Origin of the sequence: Photobacterium piscicola (genome assembly GCF_900166965.1) — a bacterium.
Classification (GTDB): Bacteria; Pseudomonadota; Gammaproteobacteria; order Enterobacterales; family Vibrionaceae; genus Photobacterium; species Photobacterium piscicola.
Window position 1 is genome coordinate 175357 of record NZ_FUZI01000003.1, and the last position, 21893, is coordinate 197249.

Annotated in this window: 20 protein-coding genes; 8 read left to right on the forward strand and 12 right to left on the reverse strand. The window is 38.9% G+C overall.

Translation table 11 applies throughout. The annotated features are described in order from the left end of the window. Positions 1-47 precede the first annotated feature (47 nt). Positions 48-428: a DUF4156 domain-containing protein gene (locus tag CZ809_RS09730; protein WP_080157371.1), complete on the reverse strand. Its 381-nt coding sequence runs from the start codon at positions 426-428 to the stop codon at positions 48-50. Positions 429-610: 182 nt separating this feature from the next. Next, positions 611-913 carry a DUF3861 domain-containing protein gene (locus tag CZ809_RS09735; RefSeq protein WP_080157373.1) on the reverse strand — a complete coding sequence of 101 codons (303 nt, stop codon included), beginning with the start codon at positions 911-913 and terminating at the stop codon, positions 611-613. Between the two features lie 107 nt (positions 914-1020). Here CZ809_RS09735 and CZ809_RS09740 point away from each other — a divergent pair, with 107 nt between their 5' ends. Together CZ809_RS09740 and CZ809_RS09745 are read left to right on the forward strand one after the other, a co-directional pair. Beyond that, entirely contained in the window at positions 1021-1449 is a 429-nt protein-coding gene (locus CZ809_RS09740; RefSeq protein WP_080157375.1) for a MarR family winged helix-turn-helix transcriptional regulator, read from the forward strand. Between the two features lie 65 nt (positions 1450-1514). Further along, on the forward strand, positions 1515-2474 hold the full coding sequence (locus CZ809_RS09745) for a hypothetical protein (RefSeq protein ID WP_080157376.1): 960 nt from the start codon (positions 1515-1517) through the stop codon (positions 2472-2474). A gap of 116 nt (positions 2475-2590) precedes the next feature. On the opposite strand, the gene CZ809_RS09750 is transcribed toward CZ809_RS09745, so the two are convergent. Then, positions 2591-3052 carry a DUF411 domain-containing protein gene (locus tag CZ809_RS09750; RefSeq protein WP_080157377.1) on the reverse strand — a complete coding sequence of 154 codons (462 nt, stop codon included), beginning with the start codon at positions 3050-3052 and terminating at the stop codon, positions 2591-2593. Between the two features lie 675 nt (positions 3053-3727). Between CZ809_RS09750 and CZ809_RS09755 the strand changes: the two genes are divergently transcribed. Beyond that, positions 3728-4090, forward strand: coding sequence for a transcriptional regulator (locus tag CZ809_RS09755; RefSeq protein WP_080157378.1), 363 nt, complete (start codon positions 3728-3730; stop codon positions 4088-4090). 77 nt (positions 4091-4167) lie between these two features. Here CZ809_RS09755 and CZ809_RS09760 read toward each other — a convergent pair whose 3' ends face one another. Next, positions 4168-4890 (reverse strand): phosphatase PAP2 family protein, encoded by a 723-nt coding sequence (locus tag CZ809_RS09760; RefSeq protein WP_080157379.1) that lies wholly within the window; start codon positions 4888-4890, stop codon positions 4168-4170. Positions 4891-5342: 452 nt separating this feature from the next. Between CZ809_RS09760 and nagE the strand changes: the two genes are divergently transcribed. From nagE to CZ809_RS09775, 3 genes are all read left to right on the forward strand, one after another. Further along, positions 5343-6725, forward strand: coding sequence for an N-acetylglucosamine-specific PTS transporter subunit IIBC (gene nagE, locus CZ809_RS09765; RefSeq protein WP_080157380.1), 1383 nt, complete (start codon positions 5343-5345; stop codon positions 6723-6725). Positions 6726-6909: 184 nt separating this feature from the next. Continuing rightward, complete coding sequence (locus CZ809_RS09770; RefSeq protein WP_080157382.1) at positions 6910-7590, forward strand: winged helix-turn-helix domain-containing protein; 681 nt, start codon at positions 6910-6912, stop codon at positions 7588-7590. Beyond that, positions 7571-8914, forward strand: coding sequence for a sensor histidine kinase (locus tag CZ809_RS09775; protein WP_080157383.1), 1344 nt, complete (start codon positions 7571-7573; stop codon positions 8912-8914). The genes CZ809_RS09770 and CZ809_RS09775 overlap by 20 nt, the downstream gene beginning before the upstream one ends. Positions 8915-9009: 95 nt before the next feature. On the opposite strand, the gene CZ809_RS09780 is transcribed toward CZ809_RS09775, so the two are convergent. From CZ809_RS09780 to CZ809_RS09805, 6 genes are all read right to left on the reverse strand, one after another. After that, the gene (locus tag CZ809_RS09780) at positions 9010-9726 is read right to left on the reverse strand and encodes a DUF3581 domain-containing protein (protein WP_080157385.1); all 717 of its coding nucleotides are present in this window, start codon (positions 9724-9726) and stop codon (positions 9010-9012) included. 175 nt (positions 9727-9901) lie between these two features. Next, on the reverse strand, positions 9902-11680 hold the full coding sequence (locus CZ809_RS09785) for a bifunctional molybdopterin-guanine dinucleotide biosynthesis adaptor protein MobB/molybdopterin molybdotransferase MoeA (protein ID WP_080157387.1): 1779 nt from the start codon (positions 11678-11680) through the stop codon (positions 9902-9904). Next, the gene (gene mobA, locus CZ809_RS09790; protein ID WP_045039561.1) at positions 11667-12260 is read right to left on the reverse strand and encodes a molybdenum cofactor guanylyltransferase MobA; all 594 of its coding nucleotides are present in this window, start codon (positions 12258-12260) and stop codon (positions 11667-11669) included. Before mobA ends, CZ809_RS09785 begins: the two co-directional genes overlap by 14 nt. After that, a complete protein-coding gene (locus tag CZ809_RS09795; RefSeq protein WP_080157389.1) occupies positions 12247-12960 on the reverse strand; it encodes an energy-coupling factor ABC transporter ATP-binding protein in 714 nt (237 codons plus the stop codon). Before CZ809_RS09795 ends, mobA begins: the two co-directional genes overlap by 14 nt. A gap of 13 nt (positions 12961-12973) precedes the next feature. Beyond that, complete coding sequence (locus CZ809_RS09800; RefSeq protein WP_080157390.1) at positions 12974-13675, reverse strand: ABC transporter permease; 702 nt, start codon at positions 13673-13675, stop codon at positions 12974-12976. Positions 13676-13837: 162 nt separating this feature from the next. Continuing rightward, positions 13838-14611 carry an ABC transporter substrate-binding protein gene (locus CZ809_RS09805; RefSeq protein ID WP_235865915.1) on the reverse strand — a complete coding sequence of 258 codons (774 nt, stop codon included), beginning with the start codon at positions 14609-14611 and terminating at the stop codon, positions 13838-13840. Between the two features lie 362 nt (positions 14612-14973). Here CZ809_RS09805 and CZ809_RS09810 point away from each other — a divergent pair, with 362 nt between their 5' ends. Together CZ809_RS09810 and CZ809_RS09815 are read left to right on the forward strand one after the other, a co-directional pair. Then, complete coding sequence (locus CZ809_RS09810; RefSeq protein ID WP_080157392.1) at positions 14974-16434, forward strand: sigma-54-dependent transcriptional regulator; 1461 nt, start codon at positions 14974-14976, stop codon at positions 16432-16434. 10 nt (positions 16435-16444) lie between these two features. Continuing rightward, a complete protein-coding gene (locus CZ809_RS09815) occupies positions 16445-18487 on the forward strand; it encodes a sensor histidine kinase (protein WP_080157393.1) in 2043 nt (680 codons plus the stop codon). 377 nt (positions 18488-18864) lie between these two features. On the opposite strand, the gene CZ809_RS21025 is transcribed toward CZ809_RS09815, so the two are convergent. Together CZ809_RS21025 and pbpG are read right to left on the reverse strand one after the other, a co-directional pair. Then, positions 18865-20499 (reverse strand): C45 family autoproteolytic acyltransferase/hydrolase, encoded by a 1635-nt coding sequence (locus tag CZ809_RS21025; protein ID WP_158258918.1) that lies wholly within the window; start codon positions 20497-20499, stop codon positions 18865-18867. A gap of 290 nt (positions 20500-20789) precedes the next feature. Then, positions 20790-21689 (reverse strand): D-alanyl-D-alanine endopeptidase, encoded by a 900-nt coding sequence (gene pbpG / locus CZ809_RS09825; protein ID WP_080157395.1) that lies wholly within the window; start codon positions 21687-21689, stop codon positions 20790-20792. Positions 21690-21893 lie beyond the last annotated feature (204 nt).

Here is a 21893-nt window from a genome sequence, read left to right on the forward strand (position 1 = left end):
AATTCACAATTTGGCACAAGAATGCGAAACCAAAAACCGTTATGGTGTTATTTAGAGTCAGGCATTACTTCAAGTTTGGTGGCAGAGGCGGTTTTTGGTTGCTGGCATAGATAGGCATTAGCAAACATAGTCACAGAACTAGAAAAATCTAGTGGTTGATAGAGATACACGGTATTTGCACCTAATGCTGCCGCCTTAATGCGCATTTGGTTTATTGCTCCCCATACCATGTCTTTGTCAGCATGGAACCAATAGTCATAAAAATGGCCTTCTGAGCCATATACAATACCTAAACGCTCACAGTTTTCAATTGCTTTTGTATCATCCCAAATGACACCAACTTTGGCTGATTCTGTCGTAGGAAAAGTGACACAGCCACTTAATAACAGTGTTGAGGCTAACATTGAGCTAACCATTAGTTTTTTCATGTAAGGATCACGGACAAAATAAATGTCGCGCGAGTGTATTTAAAAAAAGATCATTAGCAAGTAAATAAAACCAATATTCAGATCGCGACAACATTAATTAATGAGTCGTTTAATATTATGCGCAACTTAGTCTCGGTATTGATATTTTTAGCTTGTACAGAAGGGGGTTTAACCCGATGAAATTACTTATCAATTAATGATTGTTTAACGGTATTTTTAAGTGACTGCATAAATGTTTTAAAATGAGGCATAAAGTCAGCAAAAAGCGGGTGTTTACGATTCATCATCATAACAGGACCTAATAATCGCAGAGCAACACCAACTCTTGTTGCTTGTATTGCATCTAATTTACTGCCTTTCTCTAAGTTTTTAACTATCTTAAACAGATCTTCTCTATCTTGAAATTCAAACTGCATGGTTTGGGCGATAGTTGATTGAGATTCTACTTCTTCAATGGTAATTCGATAGTTTTTTTTATTAGACATAATTGGATTCTTATTTGAAATAAAACGAAATATGATTGATAATGTCAACTATATTGTATTTTGATTGATATTGTCAACTATATATTTATGGGCGCGCAGGAAATGTAATGGTTAATAACAAAATGCTAGATAACTTATTTCAATTGGTACATGCGTTAAAACGTCAATTGCATGAACAGATTGAACAACTTGATCTCGGTGTGACGCCGATGCATGTTCGAGTGATTAAGATCATTAACAAAATGACACCCTGTACTGCTATTGATATAGCAACAATGTTAGAACGCGATAAAGCACAAATCACTCGTTTAGTTAACACATTAATAGAAAAAGAATTTATTACTAAAATAGCGAATCCAACAGACAAGCGCAGTTCGTATTTATGTGTTACCGAGCGTGGTATGGAAATTGTTGAAAAGTTGGCTGTGATTGATAATGCAATGCAAGAAAAAATAACAGAGCATATTAGCTCTGATGAGATAGCTGTCTTTCAACAGTTAGCCGATAAAATGACGGATAATCTTCGTCATAAATAACCTTGTTGTTGGGGATCAGTCTTTGCATAATACTCAACGTACTTTAACTTACAAATAGCAGATAAATGACTTCTTCATACCATAATATTGATGTGCCTTTTGATTACCGTCATACCTGCTGGTTTTGCGGTGAACCGTATTTCGATAGCCATGCTTTTATGGCTGTTCCAAATTATGATAATCAATCCTTACCGATTATGTTGCCGTGTTGCCAAGAGTGTTTTGCTTTTGCTAACGCGGTAAAGGTCAGTAGCTTAGATTTATTGCGCGACAAAGTGAAACAACAACTGCATAAGAAATACCATAAGCATCTTCAAATTGGTGTTAATTGGACCAAAGAAGAACTTGAATCATCAGAAATGGATGGTAAAGCTCTAGAAGGTTTCCGTCTTAGTGGCTGGAAAATGTTTGAAATTGCTAAAGATCGGGTCAATTACGCGGGATGGGCAATTAATATTGATGGCTTGCCTTGCTATGATGTGACGACAACATTTCAATTTGAATATGATGGCATTATCTATACTAGCTTAAACCATGCTGTAACTCAGTTAGCTGCGTTGTATGCGATTCCACAGCCTTACCTTGAGCAAGTAATTGAGTTGGTGGGGCGTGAAAAAATGACTTATGCCTTACGTTTTTGTAAAACGACTTATGGCTATTCGACAGCAGAACGAGAATCAAGTTTAGCTAGCCTACGAGCGTTATTGGCAGAAGAGCAGGCGAATGCGCAGGTGTCACACCGTGCAGTGCAAGAACGACGTAAAATCGCATTGGCTGATATTAAACAATTGATGCTATATCGAACTATTATTGCACCTCCTGCGATTCAATGGGCATTAGAGCGGGGTATTCAAACGCTAGTCGAGTTAGCGGATCACGAAGACGTATTTTTTGAACATTTTGGTAAAGATTCAGAGTTGACAGCTTTTACTTATTTTAATGGCTTACAAATTTACTTTGAAAAACGCGAATTAGATCCATTATGGGCAGAAAATGATGATCCTAATCGAGTTTTATTTCAGTAACAGAATTCAATAAATAAGCCCGTTGATGTGTTTATCTCTTTTGAGTGTAAACAAGGTCAACGGGCTTTTTTTATTTCATTATTACTGTTTAATGACAAGGCAATAGATGCGTATGATTAATTATGTTGAGCCCATACCATTGTTCGACCTTTATCATCAAAAGCGACCACATTATAACTGTCTTTCTGATCGCCATATTCCATACCCGGTGATCCTACTGGCATTCCACCAACAGCCAATCCTTTCATACGTGTAGGCTTACTTGCTAAAAAGCGTTTGATATCCGCAGCTGGAATATGACCTTCAAAAGTATAACCTTCAATTTGGGCGGTATGACAAGACGCATATCCAGGCAATACACCCAGTTTTATTTTGGTTGGCGTGAGGTTTTCTTGATAAATGTTTTCTAACTCAAAGCCATTATCTTTCATATGTGCGACCCATTCTTTACAACAGCCACAGTAGGGAGATAAGTAATTCGTGCCTTTGATTATTGGTGATGTTGTTGGTGTAGTTGCCGCAACCGTTGTTGCTGAAACAAAAAGAGCACAAGCTAGTAAAGTATGTTTGATGATCATAATGATATTCCTAAATAACGCGATGCACACCAGTCAGTACGAGATGGTGACATATAATAAGGTAAGTAACGTGGTGTTCGTGGAGAAAATACTTACGCCATTGGCGGTTTTAGCAAGGGCTCATGATAATAACGAGGAGAGTGACACAAAGCACTTATGAGTATTTCGGTACTATGGAGAGATTGAAAACTAAAGTTAGAGAGCAATGCTGGCTGATGCTGTGATGAACAATCACTATCATTACAGTCATCGCTGCAATTAGCGATAAGTGAGAGGGTTACAACCTTTGTATTATCACAACAGCTAGCTATTTCTATCTCACTACAATGCGTCATTGGTGTTATTGGTGTCATGTGTGCATACGCTGTATTGGTGAATACAGTGATGATTAGCACACTATGTACAATAAAATATAACCAAGAACGTAGCATTTTTAGTTTTATTATCCTTCTATGATTTTTGTGCATTATAGGTTTAATACGCAATTCGACAACGAATAACTTGTAATAAAGTATTAAATATATCTATATTATATTGCTTGTATGAATGGCTGACACATATTCTTACAGCTAATTTATGGATGAAAAAAATCAATTCGTTTAAATTCACCCTTGCGCAGTGTGATGAATAACGTTGGGTTTATTTAATGTATTGAAAGCGCTTTTAGGAAAGAAAATGCAATATACTGAAAAAGATCGTCGAGTTTTGCACGATACATGGATGAGCTATAAAGCAAAAATGCGTATAACTCAAATTGAAATGGCTAAAAAGCTAGAGTTAACGCAACTTGAATTTTCAGACATTCTGCGAGGGGATGCTGTTATTCAACATCAGTTTGTTAATGATTTTTGTGGCATTTTAAATATTGATCCTGTTTTAATACTTCCTTCGTTACGTGAAGCGGTACAAAAAGGATCGTTAGCAAACTCTATTGTTAAGAATACTTTTATATTTGATGGTGAAATAAAGAAGGTAACGTATGTTGGTAATCAACTTGTTGTTGAGTATGAACATAAGCCTAGCATTAGTGATGCATGATATAGCGTTATTTATTCTATAAAAAAAGGCTCATAGCATAATGCGATGAGCCTTTTTAAATGGTAGTTACTTGACTATTATTTTTTACTTTTCTTCGCGTTTTCATCCCACTCAGGAACAAAGAAATAAAGTACCGTCGCGGCAAGTATTGAGCCCATGACATCAGAAGGGAAGTGCATTCCTAACCATAAACGGCTAATACCCACACCTGTTGCCCAGACAATTAACCCTCCTGCTAAAAGATATTTACCTCGGCGAATAAAGAAACCACCCCAGAATAAAACACAGATAGCAGCAAAAATAGTATGGCCTGAAGGGAAAGAGTAGTTTGTTTCACCTTCCCAGCTACGTAAACGCCAAGAACTTACATAAGCAGAGGCTTCTTTTACAACATTATCTTTAGCGGTTGTATCTAATGCGTAGAAAGCTTCAGGAGATTCCACTAAATGTAGGCGTTGTAATTCATAGCTGTAAGGGCGAGGAATCGCCGTTTCGTGTTTTAATACTGTTTTAGTGACAAAACTTAATACTAATAAAATACCAAATTGAATCCATACTTTAGTGATTGTTTTCTTTGGTAACCGCATAAAAACAGGTGATAAGCACAGTAATGCTGCAGTAATAAGGAAGAATGGACTGCCTGCACTATCAGTAAGTAATGCAAATGAGATGCCTGCTGGATTGCTGACAGGTGTAGTGAATGCCGGTATCGGGAAAATATGAATGGCGATAAAGAGTAATATAGCAAATAAACCTAATGCAAAAAAATTAGGTAATTTTTTAGATATAAAAGTCATCATGGAGAGAATTCAATCTTGTCATTTAATAATAATTAAGTAAGCCATAAAAAAAGCGGTCGAGTGTCATAAAATTGACATTTTTTCATGATTTAAAACGGCTGTCTTTTTCGCACAAATTGTACAAAATGTCATTAAGAAAATCGTTGAATAACAACTTCTATACTTATTTGTCAGGTAAGGTTCATGTTTCTTGTCTTTTACACAATAATATAATAAATCACCCTCATAAATTTTACAATTATAGCTGTTGTTGTAATGTTAATTTTGTAAATTTACTGAGTGTGTTTTAGTGTTCTTTCTTAATCTGTGAAGGTTGTCACGTGAAAATGCGCCAACATTAAGAAAACTTAATGTTTATCTTAAACTAAGTTTAGCTAACTACTGTATGGTTAGCACATGCTTAAACGACATATGTTGTTTATTAATTTTGATGTAATGATATGGAGAAGGGAATGAGTATTCTTGGACATTTCCAAAAGCTCGGAAACGCGATAATGTTTCCAATCGCAGTATTGCCTATTGCTGGTATTTTATTGCGTATTGGACAACCCGATCTATTAAATATACCTTTTATTGCAGCAGGTGGTCAGGCGGTTTTCACCAACTTAGCACTTCTATTTGCAATGGGTGTTGCGGGTGGTTTCTCAAAAGATAACTCAGCGGCAGCAGCAATTGCGGCAGCGGTTGGTTATTTCATTATGATGGCTGCGATTAAGACACTTAATGCTGATGTCGACCCAGGTGTTGCGGGTGGTATCATTATTGGTGTGTGTGCAGGCCTGCTATACAACCGTTTCCATGCAATCAAATTGCCAGAGTTCTTAGGTTTCTTTGGTGGTAAACGTTTTGTTCCTATCATTACTGGTTTAGTTGCATTGATTCTTGCTTTTGCATTCAGTGTAGTATGGCCTCCAATCCAAGGTGGTATTAACCACTTAGGTCAATGGATCCTAACCAGTGGCGTACCTGGCGAGTTCGTATACGGTGTTGCTAACCGTCTATTGATTCCACTTGGTCTACACCACATTCTTAACAGTATGGTTTGGTTTGTATTCGGTAATTACACTGATCCTGCAACGGGTCAAGTGGTTACGGGTGAAATCTCACGCTTCTTTGCGGGTGATCCATCTGCGGGACGTATTCTAAGTGGTTTCTTCCCAGTAGTAATGTTCGGCCTTCCAAGTGCGGCATTGGCTTTCTATGTAACGGCTAAGAAAGAGAACAAGAAAGTTGTTGGTGGTATGTTATTGAGTGTGGCATTAACTGCATTCTTAACTGGTATCACTGAACCAATCGAATTCATGTTCATGTTCCTAGCACCTGGCTTATATGTTGTTCACGCTATCTTAATGGGTCTTAGTATTGTTGTTGCATCAATGCTTAATATCCATATGGCGTTTAGCTTCTCATCTGGCTTGATTGACTACATCCTGAACTTTAACGCTCCAGCAGCGCATAATTCATGGGAAATTATCCCAATGGGTCTAGTGGTTGGTGCGCTTTACTTCGTGATCTTTGTTGGTGCGATTAAGATGTTCAATCTTAAAACACCAGGTCGTGAAGATGCACCAGAAGAAGATTCAAACCCAACTTCAGATAGCAAGGCTGATTTAGCAGAACAATACCTAGAAGCGCTAGGTGGTAAAGATAACCTAACCGATATCTCTGCTTGTATCACTCGTCTTCGTCTAGGTATCGTTGACCGCTCAATCATCAATGATGCAAAACTTAAACAGTTAGGCGCTAAGGGCGTGGTTAACGTAGGTTCAAATAACCTTCAAGTTATCTTAGGTCCACAAGCTGAAATTATTGCTAACCAAATGAAAGCACTTTAAGTCATCATTAGTTAAGTAAAATACAGTCTTCGCGATTTCATAACTTCCCCCTATGGTCGCGTTAAACGGTCTACCTCTGGTAGGCCGTTTTTTTATAGCTAAAAAATAGAAGTGGACTGTGTATAATACTGGCGCGTTACGAACAAAGCATGAATAAGTGATTAGATCTAGGTTTAGGCATGAAATGAAAATATTAATAATTGAAGATGATCTTACTACTCGAGAATTTGTTGCGAGAGGATTACGCGAGCATGGATTTGTAGTAGACGAAGCTGAGGATGGTCATCAAGGTTTAATGATGGCAACAAGTTGTGAATACCAGCTGATTATTTTAGACCGTATGTTACCGCAATTAGATGGCTTGAAAGTGTTAGGAGCGTTAAGAGCAACGGAAAACCATACGCCTGTGATGATATTAAGTGCAATGGATAGCGTTGAAGATCGTGTTGTCGGTTTAACGTCGGGAAGTGATGATTATCTGACGAAGCCTTTTGCTTTAGCTGAGCTTGTTGCTCGTGCCAATATTCTTGTTAAACGTAATCAACTCGTTGCTGCGACGGTGTCGTCTGAATATAGCTATGATGATTTACGATTAGATATTAAATCACATCGTGTATGGCGTGGTTCTCGGCTGATTAATTTACAGCAAAAAGAGTTCTTGTTACTGCAATATTTAATGGAGCATGTCGAAAGTGTTGTCTCTCGTATGAGTCTATTTGAATCAGTTTGGAGCTACCATTTTGATCCAAAAACAAATGTTATTGATGTGCATATTGCTAATTTGCGTAAAAAGTTAGAACAAGAAGGAGAGCCGAGTCTCATCCATACTGTTCGAGGGGCTGGTTATGTCTTACGCCGGGTCTGAAAACCTGTCGCGATCAACTATTTTTAAAGTGTTGATGTATTTTATTACCTGTGTCGCTTTTATATTTATTCTATTTATCAATCAGGTAGTGGTTAGTTCTGAAACGTTTTACCACCAGCAATTAAAACGTGATTTAGTTAATGAAGCTAATTTGTTTTCGATGATAGTTAATAAAGGTGACAGTGGTGCACTATATCGAACGATAGCGCAACGTAAACTAAGTAATACGACATTTAGCTACGTCATACAGCCAACAAAGCGTATTAACAAAGAATTATTAATTTATCCAACAGCGTCTTTTATCTTTGGTCATGGTAGTAAAACATCGCAATTATCTCAGGTGATACCGTTGCCTTTAGGAATGGAATTAGTCATAAAGATTAATCCTCAATTTATGCAATCGTACCGACAAACTGTTATTCCGATGTTACTTTCTGGTATAGCGGTGCCTGTGATTCTTATGTTGGCTGGAGCTTCATTATTTGCGGTGGTTATTTTAAAAAAATTAGCACGAGTTAATCAGGGAATGAACCGCGTTATATTGGGTGAAAAAGGGGTTAAGTTACCGGTTAGTTCTAATGATGATGAATTTGATGTGCTAGCAATGCACCTTAATTTTATGATTGAGCAAGTAGAGAAAAAAGAAACATCGTTAAAGGCATTGTCGGTCGGTATGGCGCATGATTTACGTACCCCTATTGCTCGAATGAAGCTGCGCTTAGAACGATTACTGACACAAAATACGGCGCCACATACCAAAGAATTAGAAGCATGTCATGATGATTTGGAAGTCTTGTTAAGTATGTTTAATGGTATGCTTGAAATTGCTAATTTAAACAGTGGTAAACAGCATATTGATAAAGAATGGGTTGATTTGTCTCAAGTTTGTCGAGATGTGGTTGAGTTTTTATTACCCATTTCAGATGAAAAGCAACAACGACTGAGCTTTAGAGAAGATCAACCATACCGTTTACAAGGTGAACCAAGTTTATTATTTAGAGCAGTTTATAATTTAGTTGAAAATTCAATTAAATACACGCCAGAACAGGGTGAGATTGATGTGATTGTTGACCATTTTGGTGTGGTTGTGATTGATAATGGCATGGGAGTATCTGATGAAGACAAACAACGTATTCGTGAACCCATGTTCCGTGCTGATCGTAGTCGAACTCATCAAGGATTTGGATTGGGACTGTCGTTAGTTGAAGCTGTGGTTATTCGTCATAATGGTGAGTTAGTTTTCAGTGATAATAATCCAGGATTGCGATCACGACTGTATTTACCTCTCGCGTCTGAATTAGCAGCAAAGATTGATGAAGTATAATTAAAGATCGTTAACATCAAAAAAGCCCAATCAATAGTCGATTGGGCTTTTTCTTAGCAATACATTCTTGAATAATCAATGAGACTGATTACTTATTAACTGTTAATCGCGTTAAATTTGTCTTTGCGTTCATTAAAGCGTGACACTAAATCATCAATACCGTCTTGGCAATAAGGTTTTAAGCCACTCATTACCATACGTTTACTGCCTGTACCTACAATTTCACCATTTTCTTTAAAACAGAAATGAAGAGTAACATTGCCACGCTTGCCTTCTACTTCAATAATAGAGTTGGTTAGCTCAACAGTGGGCGCAGTAAGGTCTAAGCGAGTGAAATCAAGTTCCATACATTCATAGATCACCAATGGGCGTGTTGGGTTGATCATGATGTCTTTAGATTTCATCAACGGAACCATGATGTGAGGAAAGTTCATTCCTGAAAATTGCACATAGTTTTTAGTGACTTGTGAAATTAACACCTCATCTTTTGTGGTTTCGCCACTGCGTGTGACATCCATGTATACTTTGCCCTTACAGTCGATAACTGAGAGCTCTGTAGGGGATTTTATATCTATAAGTAGGCAGCTTGATTCATTGATCATGCCTGCAAATTCGAAGCGCATTTTTTGGCTAAGGCCAACATTTGCTAGCAGAACCGAAAATAGCAGATCGCCAGGTACACAAAAACGCTTGTTATCTTCATCGTGAATAGGGTTAAAGTCACCGGCTACGCGTTTTGCAAAATGACTTGCTTGTGCACGAGTAAAAGATAATTCACCGCTGTTATCTGAATAATATGAATCTAAAAACATGTTTACTTATAATACCTAAAAATAAGACTGTCGCTATTCTACAACATAAATATCACTTTAATGGTCTAGCCAGATGATATTAATGTAAATACATATATTGATAAAATACATACTAATAATAGCGGAAATAAAAAAGCCCTTGCAAACGAGCGAGGGCTTCATAAGGTTGAATGTGCTATAGACGTATATCAAGTGGTATTACGGTGACTTTATCACCAATATGGGCATATTCTTGTTGTGGCGGAATTTCTATTAGGCAATTAGCCTCACTCATTGAACGTAAAATACCAGAGCCTTGTGATCCTATTGTTTTCACTGAAAGGCGACCATTGGCATCCCAGTTATAATAACCACGCAAATATTCAGTACGGCCAATACGAGATCGCAGAGGTTCTGCTGCAATAGCGGTATATGTTTGTGGCTGCCAATCTTGATAGCCTTGTTGTTTGCGAATTGCTGGCTCAACAAATTGTAAGAATGTCACCATAACAGCGACAGGATTTCCCGGTAACCCAAAGAATGGAATGTCATTAATATGACCAAAGGCGAGTGGACGTCCTGGGCGCATATTAATACGCCAGAAGTTAATTTGCCCAAGTTTATCCAATACCGTTTTGATGTAATCAGCATCACCAACAGAAACACCACCAGAGGATAGAATCATATCTGCTTGTTGGCTGGCTTGATTTAATGTTGCTTCAAGTGTGGCTTCACTGTCTTCAATAATACCTAAATCAACCACCTCACAACCTAGATGAGTTAACAGGGCAAATAGGCTATAGCGGTTGGAATCATAAATACAGTTTTGTCGTTGTGCTTCACCGGGAGCTTGTACTTCATCACCGGTTGAGAAAATAGCGACACGAAGAGGAGTATTAATGGTTATTTCATTGAGCCCAAGTGATGCGATCATGCCAAGCTCTGGTGCTGTGATGGTTTGTCCTTTTGCGACCGCAACTTGATCAATGGCAAGATCTTCACCCGCTAGACGGACATTTTGACCCGCTTTAATGGCACCCATAGCAAGATTAAACGTGACAGTGTCACCATCTTGGTGTGCTTGTTCACGCATAATCACGGTATCAGCAGCTTGAGGTACGGGGGCACCTGTCATGATACGTACTGCTTCACCTGCTTGTAGCGGGTGTGGATAATGATGCCCAGCAAGCACTTGACCGACAACGGTATAGCTATTGAGATCAATATCTGCGCCACGAATAGCGTAACCATCCATCGCGGAATTAGTATGTTGTGGCACATTCACGGGTGAGAGAATATCAGTATGTACGATATGACCCAGTGCGTGTTTAAGCTCAACGGTCAGTGGGTTATCAATGGTCTTTATTTGCGCAAGAATACGCTGACGACCTTGCTCAACCGATAACATACCTTGTGGTTGAACTTCATCACAACTGGCTGTTTTTATTGATTGTTGTTGTGATTTTGAACTGTATTTAACCACAAAATTGGTTAATTGTTCGATATCATCAATACTTATTTGCGGCAAGCTTGTATCGGTTTTGATATCACTCGCAACGGCAATAATATTATTATCATTTTGAAATAACCACGGTTTATTGATCGCTTGACGGTGTAATTCAATTTTAGGGAAATCAAGGTTTTTAAAACCTTCCACTAAAATAAGATCGAGTTGGGTTTGATCTAATTGGCGAATTAAATACGCTAAGGTTGCTTCCGTTGTTGGTGTTTCAGTGATCAATGCGCGGCGGTAACGCGAGGAGATAAGCATTTGGCTTGCACCTGCTTTGCGTAATCGGTAGCTATCTTTGCCTGGTTCATCAAGATCAAAATCATGGTGAGCATGCTTGATTACAGCGATGCGCAGACCTTGTTCAACTAAGTTAGGTAACATCGCTTCAATAAGGGTCGTTTTTCCAGTACCACTGAATGCAGCAAAGCCTAATAATGGCACTGATGCGTTAATTTGAGTCATGGCGTGCTCCAAATTGTGATAATTCATCAGGGGTGTTGAGATTAATAAAAGCATCTGTTTGATCACTAAAATCAACGGTGATCATATTACATTGACGATATAGTAAAATGATCTTGCGATCGCCATTAGCTAAAAAAGCTTCTAGCTTAGGTAAAATACGGCGATGCAGTAGAGTAACAACAGGCTGAATGTAATCACCATTATGTGCAACGGCTATATCAGTATCAGGCTGACATGCTGCTGCCATTCGAGAAACTAAATCATGGGGTAGTTGCGGGCAATCGCAAGGTACAAAACCAATCCAATCGTTATCAATGTGGTGTAAAGCTGCATGCATGCCACCGAGCGGGCCGGGATAGTTTTCAATGCTATCACCAAACACATCACCATATTGGCTGTAGATATTCTGATTACGGTTAGCATTAATGCTGATATGAGATGTTTGGGGGGTCAGTGTATCAATAACATGTTGAATAAAGGGTTGACCTGCAAGTTCAATCAGGCCTTTATCGTTGCCTCCCATACGGCTGGCTTGGCCACCCGCTAAAATGACCCAATGGGTTTGTTCAGGCGTAGGCATAATTATCCTTATTGTTTTTGATATCTGTAACGAGTTGGAGATCGGCTCGTTCAATTAATTGGGTGTCATTGATTGTCCATTGACGGCGACAAAGTGCGGTAAGTGCATTTTGTTGGTGGCTAGTGATCACTAAACTGGTGCCACGTGACAATAAATCTTCCGCTAAAATAACTTGGCGATTGATGGATTCTTGATCCATGCTGGCACTGGATTCATCCATTAATAATACGCTAGGTTTAAGTACCCATGCGCGTGCCATTGCGACGCGTTGACGTTCACCACCAGACAATACAGAGACATGTTCATCAGCTAAGGTTTCAAGGCCGACCATGCGTAGTGCATTAATGGCTTCATTTCTACGTTTTTGGCGATCTTTAATCGCAAACCTTAGTCCATAGCATACATTGTTAAATACTGTTGCATCAAACATATACGGTGTTTGGTGTAAGTAGATAATACTCCCTTCATAGCATCCGCTAAAGAGACGTTTAAAAAAAGTATGCTGATGAATATTAACGCTGCCTGTTGTAGGTTTTTGTAGGCCAGCTAAAACTTTCAATAAGGTTGTTTTACCGACACCATTATCGCCGGTTAAATAAATGGCATCTTTGGGGGCTAAATTTAGTTGAGGAATGTGAAACAGCAATCGGCTTTTAAAACGAACAGAGAGGTCGAGTGCCTGAATAGAAGCATGAATCATAAGAAGACCTCGCTTAGTTAGTTCGCAAATGGGCTTTGCCACGCGCGATAGATAAAATAAAGTTTAGACCTAAGGCTAAAATAAGTAACACCATTCCTAGTGCGACCCCTTGAGCAAATGCACCTTTTGAGCTTTCAAGTGCAATGGCAGTTGGAATATTTCGAGTGGAATTTAAAATATTGCCACCCACCATCATCGAACAACCAACTTCAGTGATAACGCGGCTAAAAGAAGCAATAATAGCGGCAAGTAATGGAAATCGACTTTCCCACATTAAGCTGAGTAAAGCACGAGGATAGCTAGCGCCCAAAGTGAGTGCTGTTTCCCATGCACGTCGATCACTGTTTTGAAATGCGGCATGCATCATCGAAATAAGTAATGGAAAACAAATCAGCACTTGACCTAAAATCATCGCTTTTTGAGTAAACAGCATTTGCCAGTCACCTAAAGGGCCAGCACGAGAGAGCAACATGTAAAGCAGTAAACCAATCACTACCGTTGGCACTGATTGTAGTGTGTTCATTAACGAAAGGGTTAACCAGCGGCCAGGGAATTTACCGTAAGCTAAAGCAAATGCAATCAATAGTGAGGGAATAATCACTAAGGCAATGGCAAAAAGAGACACAGAAAATGACACGCCCACAATGCCCCAAAGTGCGCTATCGCCGCTAAAAAGAAGTTGGGTCGCTTGTTGCGTTGTCTGCCAAATATTCATGGTAGTGTTTCTTTTAACCTAAAAAAATACGCCGATGGAGCTATCATTCACGTTATTAACAGTAAGTCTAAAACGTTATGTTATAACTGTGAGCTCATTATAGTTAATGAGCTAAATAAACAACCATCAGCGAAATGTCACATTAAATTAGAATGTTATCTTTTATTGCGTTTGTGCATCTGCAACGAATAATTGCTTACCATGACGCTGGTAGTTATTGATCAGTTTTTGTGCTTTAGGATTAACTAGCCAATCACTGAATGTTTTCGCACCTTGGTAGTTAAGATCAGGGTAGCGGCTAGGGTTGATTAAAATCACTTGGTAAGGGTTAAAGAGGCGTTTATCACCTTCAACCATGATTTCAAGATCAAGTTTGGTTTCATACGCTAGCCATGTGCCACGATCTGTTAAGGTGTAGGCTTGTAATTCTGATGCCATGTTTAGCGTTGGCCCCATACCTTGACCGACTGCTTTATAGCCACCAAAGTTAGGCTCCATTTTTGTTTGAGCCCAAATGTTCAGCTCTTTTTTGTTTGTACCTGAATCATCACCACGAGAAATAAAGGTGGCGTTATCAGTGGCAATCGCTTTTAGTGCATCAGCAACATTTTTATCACCTTTAATTTCAGCTGGATCACTTTTGGGCCCAACTAAAACAAAATCGTTGTACATTAATTTACGTGGTAATACACCAAAGCCTTTTTCAACAAACTGTGCTTCTGATTGTGGTGCATGCGTCATGACTAAATCAACATCACCGTGTTCACCCATGCGTAATGCTTTTCCTGTGCCAGCAGCTAACACTTCGACGGTATAACCAGTGTCTTTAGTAAATACAGGCAGTAAATAATCTAGCAACCCAGAATGATAAGTGCTGGTGGTCGTTGCTAGGCGCACAGTCTTATTCATTGCTGTTTCTGTGGTCGCATAAGCCATCGTTGCCGATGCGCAGCCAAGAATAACTAAAGTTGTTTTTAATAAGTTCATCAACGTTCCTGATCGATTGGGTTGCATTAAAAAATGTTGAGATAGTAAGTCACGAAACTTTGCTAACGAGATATGCGCCAAAATGACCCAGATCATCGAAATAAATTGCGTAGGTCAGCTATAAGCAAATAAAGTGCCATCTTTTTAATGTTGATAAAAAGGACTGGTTATGTGATTTTGGTATCATATATTACTTAAAATAGGTTAAAGGTAACCGAAATTATACCGAATGATAAAACAATTTTGACTTAATGATTCATAGTGAGACAAAATGTCGCAAATTTTGGTTTGGTTAAAATGTCTCGGTATCTATGTCTGATTTTAGTTTGTCTTCATCTTGGACCGCAGTTTCTGTATTAGTGGTTGATGATGAACCAGGAATGCGCACGATTTTAAAGAAAGCGTTAAGTAAAAAATTTGCTCAAGTAGATACCGCAGGAAGTATTGAAGAAGCTGAAGAAATTCGTAAACGCTGCCATTTTGATTTGTTAATTGTTGATATTAACTTACCCGGCCGTTCTGGTATTGAATGGCATGAAGCGTTTGATCCGACAACCCGTCGTAGTGATGTGATTTTTATGACCGGTTATGCTGATTTAGAAATGGCAATTCAAGCCCTACGTGCTGGTGCGTCTGACTTTATTCTAAAACCCTTCAATCTTGATCAAATGATGCAGTCGGTTAATCGTTGTATTGAACGTCGATTAGTGGAACGCCAAAATTTCGCATTGCAACGTGACGTTGAGCGTAGTTATCCCGTCAATATCATTGGTGATGCGCCTGCTACACAACAAATGAAAAAACTGATTGCCCAAGTTGCACCATCGATTGCTGCGGTTTTAGTCGAAGGTGAGTCGGGGACGGGTAAAGAATTGGTCGCTCGCGCATTACACCAGTTAAGTAAGCGTACTGGACCTTTTGTACCTATTAACTGTGGCGCTATTGCGCCTGAACTTTTAGAGAGTGAGCTGTTTGGTCATGTCTCCGGTGCATTTACTGGCGCAAAGAAAAGCCGCGAAGGTCTGTTTCGTGTCGCTAATAATGGCACATTGTTTCTAGATGAAATCGGTGAAATGCCATTAGCAATGCAGTCATCATTGCTACGCGCACTAGAGCAAAAAGCCATTCGTCCTGTTGGATCTGAGCGAGAAATTCAAATTGATGTTCGTATCGTTGCTGCAACAAACCGTAATTTGAAACTTGAGGTAGAAGAAGGCCGTTTTCGTCGAGATTTATATTATCGATTAAATGTTTTAACTATTGATTTGCCATCATTACGTGAACGCGTGGAAGATATTCCGTCATTAACCCATCATTTTACGCTACAGCTATCAAAAGACTTGGGTATGAAAGCCATCAGTTGGACTCATGAAGATATTTTAGCAATGCAAGCCTATTCATGGCCCGGCAATATTCGTGAACTTCGAAATATGATGGAACGGTGTATTTTATTGGGTAAGCCGCCAGCTGATTATTGGCGTGAATTACAAGGTGATGCATTACCTGTTGCTATTACAAATGAGCAAGGGGTGACGGGAGAAGAGCTTGAACTTAATAGCGCTCATCCTCAACGACCCTGTCAATGCCATGAGGACGGAGAAGATCAATATTGTTATCCCGTTACATGGACATTAAAAGAAGTTGAAAAAGCACATATTATGCAAGTTGTTGATGCCAGTGACGGTAATAAATCAGCAGCAGCTCGCCAACTCGGTGTGGCAAGAAAAACATTAGAGCGCAAATACAAAGAATGGACAGAAGAATTACAATGAAATTAATACTATGAAAGCAAAAGCATTTGTTTTGATGTGGTTACGACGATTTCAGACCATGGTGCGCTATCGGTTATTAGTGCTGACTTCTGTGCCTATTTTTCTGACATTATTGACCTTAATTGCCATTACTTTTTACTGGACGATAACCTACACTTGGCAAAATGCATTAATGAATGTAAGAGCCGATTTAGCCGTTGCGCACCATAGTATGGTATTGCTTAAAAAAGAGCAGCGAATGGAACTACAAGCCTTTGCTAACTCTTACGACTTTCAACGTCGATTACGTTTTAATGAAGTAACACTACTCGATTGGGTTCGTCAGCAAAATAAACATTATCAATTAGATTTTGTGGTGTTGCATCCTGTGAGTAAATTGAATCGCTTTTCAAGCCAAGAGCAGACGTTGTTACTATCAGGTAAAGAACAAACGTTTTTTCAAGTATTAGACAGTGCTGAACTTTATGATTTAAATCCCAATTTGCCAGCCAAAGCGCAATTACCCTTACTTACAGAAGGCACGATTGAGCAAAAAGGTCTGATTAGCCGTAGCTTGGTGCCTATTTTTAATCAACAAGGCGATCTTAAGTGGATTTTAGATGGCGGTATCTTATTAAACAATAGCACCTCGCTGGTGGATCGTATTCGTGATTTGGTTTATGCCGAAGGCACTTTGCCAAATGGTAGCCTTGGCACTGTTACCTTATTCATGGGGGATGTGCGGATTAGTACTAATGTACCATTAGACAGTGCCAACCTTATTGGTCGAGCCGTGGGAACGCGTGTTTCTGAAGACGTTAAACAACATGTCTTACAACAAGGACAAACGTTTGTTGATCGTGCCTTTGTATATGATAGTTGGTATGTTTCTGCTTATGAGCCGTTACATGCAAATGACGGTAAAGTCGTTGGCATGCTCTATACGGGTTATTTACAATGGCCTCTCATCTATCGTCATTTAACCAACATTATTGAAATGAGTGTGAGTATCTTATTGGTACTGATATTTACCAGTGTCATTGTGTATCGTGGTTCGCGTGATTTGTTTTTACCGATTGAAAAAATCTATCAGGTTGCTAAAGCGGTACAAATGGGATTAAAGCGGCGGGTGGGAAAGTTAGATCTATCAGAAGGGCATGAATTACAAATATTAGGTAAACAATTTGATTCTATGTTAGATCAATTAGAGCAACGTAACGGACTCATTAAACTGACCGCGATAGAACTCGAAGATAAAGTCGAACAGCGTACTCAGAGTTTACATCAGAAAACAGAAGAGCTAGAGCGCCACATTCAATTATTGCATCAAGCACGATCTAAACTGGTGGCAACAGAAAAATTAGCCGCATTGGGTGAGTTAACCGCAGGTATTGCGCATGAAATTAATAATCCGACGGCAGTTATTTTGGGTAATATTGAATTAATTCAGCTAGAACTTGGTGATAATACGGCAGATGTTCAAGAAGAGCTGGCTGCCATTCACCTTCAAATTGATCGTATTCGTAATATCACTCGCAGTTTATTGCAATACAGCCGTCAAGGTGGTGTGCAAGATGAAGTGACATGGCATCACTTAAATTTGATTGTAGAAGAAAGCTTAACACTTGTACGCTCAGGTACTAAAAAGATGGATGTTCAATTTGAGGTTAACCTTGAAGCTAAATGCAGTGTTGAAGTCAATCGTCATCAATTATTGCAAGTGTTAGTTAATTTACAGATGAATGGTATCCATGCGATGGATGATAAAGGATTATTAAAGATAGCTACCGATGATTGGATTGATGAACAAGGTGAGGTGCGTGGAGCGATGGTGATTATTACCGATCATGGCTGCGGTATTTCAGCACTAAATATGAAACGTATTTTTGATCCTTTTTTCACTACTCGTCGTTCGGGGACGGGATTAGGTTTATCGGTCAGTCAGAGTATTGTGGCTAATGTCGGTGGAGAAATAACGGTTGATTCTGTAGAAGGTCAAGGTTCCACATTTACTGTATATCTTAAACATAAGAAAGAATCGCCCAGTGAACTGGATCTTCATGTGACAGCGTAACAAAAACCAGATTTATGAATAACAAAAAGCCCCTTGGTAACTGCTTGTTCATTGCAGTTCCAAGGGGCTTTTTTGTCGCGTTGTGTTTTTAGCTGATTGTAATATAAGCCATCGTTACATAATGGATAAACCAACGACAAGAAACAGTGATGCGGTAAGAGATATTCGGCTAATAAGTCCGAATGAGGAAGGGATAATCATTTCGGTATGCGGCATAGATGCTCCTTTTGCTTGAAGACCCTTTAAAGCATAGCTTATATGTTTGTATCATATTGTTTTAATGTTTAATTTTTTCGATAAAATGAGAATTAAAACAATAATCGCGGTCATATTGAATCAAAAAGGTGACTAATGACCGCGATATGAGGTTCTATTAATTAGATAAATTTCATCTCTGTCCATGGTTCAGATGGGCGACTTAATAAATAACCTGATTGCCATCCCCATTGCTGGTGGGCTTTAATAAAGGCTTTTGCATCAAAGGGTGCGCCATTCGCACGACCAAAACGCGCATTGATGGTTAAGTTTTTAATATCATTGCTGTTGGCAACTTTACCATCAACAGAGCCTGCTGGTGTAAAGGGTACGTTCCATACTGCTGCTGGATCAGAGACATACGGTTGTGAATCTTTATCATACTCAGCACAAATATTACGTGATGATGCATCCATTTTATTTAGGTAGACATCATAAGTATCACCGAGCATTTTCTGACCTGTTGCCACATTAATTTTACCGTTGTATTTATGCATCAGTTGGATCCAACGTAAACGACGAGCACCTTCTTGTTGACGAATATCGTTGTAGTCAACATCAGAACCTTCAATATAGCGTAAACGTGGATCAACAGAGACGTTTTCGCCAGTGAAGTAGCCTGATTTTAATTCATTGAAGTATTGATAAACACGACCTTGACCAAACTTAGCAATATGGTTGTTATTAATATCACCGATGAGCCATGTATTAGCATAACCACCATTGTTGCCTTTTTCTTCAAGCTTGATCCAACTATCAATGTTATTAGCATACTGACTTGCTTCACGAACTCGAATAAATTCAGGAGTGCCACCGGCTTTCCAATCCATCACGTTGGCTAATGTGGTTTCTACAACGGCAAGACCTGCGCCTGTTTCCCAGAAGTCGGTACCAGATTCAATCATACCAGGTGTTGTTTGGAAGGCCATTTTGTAACCTTTATCTGGTGTAATATCTAAAATGACGTTAGAAAATTGACCAGACCAGAAATCATTAAAGGTTTCGTGACCAATGACAATACCTTTATTATTTGTCGCAGTGCCTGTTGCGATAAAGGCACTGCAATTACCTTTAGCACCTTCAATGTTGGCACTGTTTTTACTTAGTTCAACATTATTGGTGTTCATTTCAGCTTTAGTATACGGGGCAGGGAATGCGGATGTATTAATTAAACCAGGATCAACCCACTTGGTATAATTATGCATCCCCACTGAAGGCCACCAGTAACCTGTAAGCTCAATCATGTCGTTCCATGTAATAATGTCAGCAAGAGTGACATGCAAACCTGCAGCATTTAAGCCTTTAGCAATACCTTCCATTTCTTGACGAAGTTCTACGGGAATCTTCCCTTTAGTTTGTTCTAATGCGGCTTTTTGCCATGCACTATAAGGCACACCTGTTGTTAGGTAGGTCATGCTCCAACTGTCTTTCCACGCTAATTTAAAATCAGGCGCGATAAGATAACCATATTGGAAACCACGATCAAAAGCGTTGCCTTTAATACCAACATGCCACCAGCCATTTTTTTTCACTAATTTAGCTTGATCAACAATTTTCTGTTGTTGCTCTGTTAATTTAGTTTGGTATAACGCCCCAGTCACAGGTGCTGTAATTTGTTCAAGTAATAGTTTGGGTGGGTATTGAGTTAAATGTTGTGTTTCAGAAGCTGATGCGTTGGCATAGCTAACAGATGCAAGTGAGATAATACATGCAAGAATTGTCTTTTTTCCGAGAGAGTGTTTCGAATGCATTTTCATAATTAACGGCTTTGATGAATATTGAATGAACAGAGCTATCATCCGCCTTTTTTATTGTTCAACAAGAGAGTAAACGATAGTCAATGTTTTATAAAATGTAAACGTAAGCTGCCATTTTTTAGGTGATTCTTATCGGTTAAAAATACAAAAATAGGAGGTTAATTTTTAATGATAACCAAATGATTTGGTTACTAATAGTGACTAAAGTGAGATGTTAAATTGCTAAATGTGGTGTATAAAAAAAGCCAGCATCTCAAATGCTGGCTTCTTACGTTATCAACTAACAATAATTATTTGGTTAATTGTTTCAATTTTTGCTGCTGGTAGTATTTAGCATCAGCAGTAATTGATGTGCTCTTACCTGTTTGTAGCCATTGCTTTATACGGCCAGCATCACCAATTGGTGTCATTTTGCCTTGTGAATCAAGCATCACCATTAGGATCTTCTTACCATCAATCGTTGTTACCATCGCTAAACAACGACCAGCTTCATCAAGAAAGCCTGTTTTGCTTAGGTTAACGGTCCACTTTTTACCACGTACAAGCGCATTGGTATTGGTGTAACCTAATTTATAACGAGGGTTAGTAAAGTAAGCGGTGTGAACTGCACCATTAGTGCTGTAGTTACGAATGGCAGAATACTTGTAAGCAGCCCGTACCATCTTAGCAACGTCTGATGCTGTTGAACGGTTTTTAGGGTTAAGACCTGAACTATCAACAAAGTGAGTATTCGTCATACCGAGTGCTTTAGCTTTAGCATTCATAGCACGAATAAACGCGTTGTAACCACCTGGGTAGTTAGCCGCAAGTGCAGCAGCAGCTAAGTTTTCAGATGACATTAATGCAATGTGCATTGTCTCGCCACGGCTTAATTGTGAACCAATACGAACGCGAGAATATGTATTGTACATATGCTCTTTATCCGTTTTAGTGAACGTAATTTTTTGGTTAAGCGGTAACTTAGCGTCTAATGTCACCATCGCGGTCATTAGCTTTGTTAATGACGCGATAGGCATCACGACATTGGAATTTTTGCGATAAAGCGTTTTCCCTGAGCTTAGATCGATAACATAATTACTCACAGAAGCAGTCTGAAGATTACTTGGTTTGAGTTTACTGGTGTTGATACTTGCGAAAGAAGAAAAGCTGACACTTGCAAGTGTAAAAAATAAAATTAAAGCGTTGCGCACAATGGCTCCTTGGATCCCATTTAAGAGGGGAATAATTATCCTGATATTGTCATCTTTTCAATTGTGGTTAAGCAAGTCATGTTTGTGTAAATCCTATTTATAATAGATTATAAAAGCAGCAGTTAAACATAAGTTGCTAATGAAACAACATTCAATAAAATAATTGTTCGATATATTCATTGTGAAGGTGGTTTTATCGCATTT

What these genes read in the sequence shown, in the direction of transcription:
- CZ809_RS09805 (WP_235865915.1), bottom strand. Translation starts at nt 14,611, where the DNA reads ATGGCTTATGCGACCACAGAAACAGCAATGAATAAGACTGTGCGCCTA.
- CZ809_RS09750 (WP_080157377.1), bottom strand. Translation starts at nt 3,052, where the DNA reads ATGATCATCAAACATACTTTACTAGCTTGTGCTCTTTTTGTTTCAGCA.
- CZ809_RS09800 (WP_080157390.1), bottom strand. Translation starts at nt 13,675, where the DNA reads ATGAATATTTGGCAGACAACGCAACAAGCGACCCAACTTCTTTTTAGC.
- CZ809_RS09760 (WP_080157379.1), bottom strand. Translation starts at nt 4,890, where the DNA reads ATGATGACTTTTATATCTAAAAAATTACCTAATTTTTTTGCATTAGGT.
- CZ809_RS09795 (WP_080157389.1), bottom strand. Translation starts at nt 12,960, where the DNA reads ATGATTCATGCTTCTATTCAGGCACTCGACCTCTCTGTTCGTTTTAAA.
- CZ809_RS09780 (WP_080157385.1), bottom strand. Translation starts at nt 9,726, where the DNA reads ATGTTTTTAGATTCATATTATTCAGATAACAGCGGTGAATTATCTTTT.
- CZ809_RS09815 (WP_080157393.1), top strand. Translation starts at nt 16,445, where the DNA reads ATGAAAGCAAAAGCATTTGTTTTGATGTGGTTACGACGATTTCAGACC.
- CZ809_RS09740 (WP_080157375.1), top strand. Translation starts at nt 1,021, where the DNA reads ATGGTTAATAACAAAATGCTAGATAACTTATTTCAATTGGTACATGCG.
- CZ809_RS09770 (WP_080157382.1), top strand. Translation starts at nt 6,910, where the DNA reads ATGAAAATATTAATAATTGAAGATGATCTTACTACTCGAGAATTTGTT.
- CZ809_RS21025 (WP_158258918.1), bottom strand. Translation starts at nt 20,499, where the DNA reads ATGAAAATGCATTCGAAACACTCTCTCGGAAAAAAGACAATTCTTGCA.
- CZ809_RS09775 (WP_080157383.1), top strand. Translation starts at nt 7,571, where the DNA reads ATGTCTTACGCCGGGTCTGAAAACCTGTCGCGATCAACTATTTTTAAA.
- CZ809_RS09730 (WP_080157371.1), bottom strand. Translation starts at nt 428, where the DNA reads ATGAAAAAACTAATGGTTAGCTCAATGTTAGCCTCAACACTGTTATTA.
- CZ809_RS09810 (WP_080157392.1), top strand. Translation starts at nt 14,974, where the DNA reads ATGTCTGATTTTAGTTTGTCTTCATCTTGGACCGCAGTTTCTGTATTA.
- CZ809_RS09735 (WP_080157373.1), bottom strand. Translation starts at nt 913, where the DNA reads ATGTCTAATAAAAAAAACTATCGAATTACCATTGAAGAAGTAGAATCT.
- CZ809_RS09755 (WP_080157378.1), top strand. Translation starts at nt 3,728, where the DNA reads ATGCAATATACTGAAAAAGATCGTCGAGTTTTGCACGATACATGGATG.
- CZ809_RS09785 (WP_080157387.1), bottom strand. Translation starts at nt 11,680, where the DNA reads ATGACTCAAATTAACGCATCAGTGCCATTATTAGGCTTTGCTGCATTC.
- mobA (WP_045039561.1), bottom strand. Translation starts at nt 12,260, where the DNA reads ATGCCTACGCCTGAACAAACCCATTGGGTCATTTTAGCGGGTGGCCAA.
- nagE (WP_080157380.1), top strand. Translation starts at nt 5,343, where the DNA reads ATGAGTATTCTTGGACATTTCCAAAAGCTCGGAAACGCGATAATGTTT.
- CZ809_RS09745 (WP_080157376.1), top strand. Translation starts at nt 1,515, where the DNA reads ATGACTTCTTCATACCATAATATTGATGTGCCTTTTGATTACCGTCAT.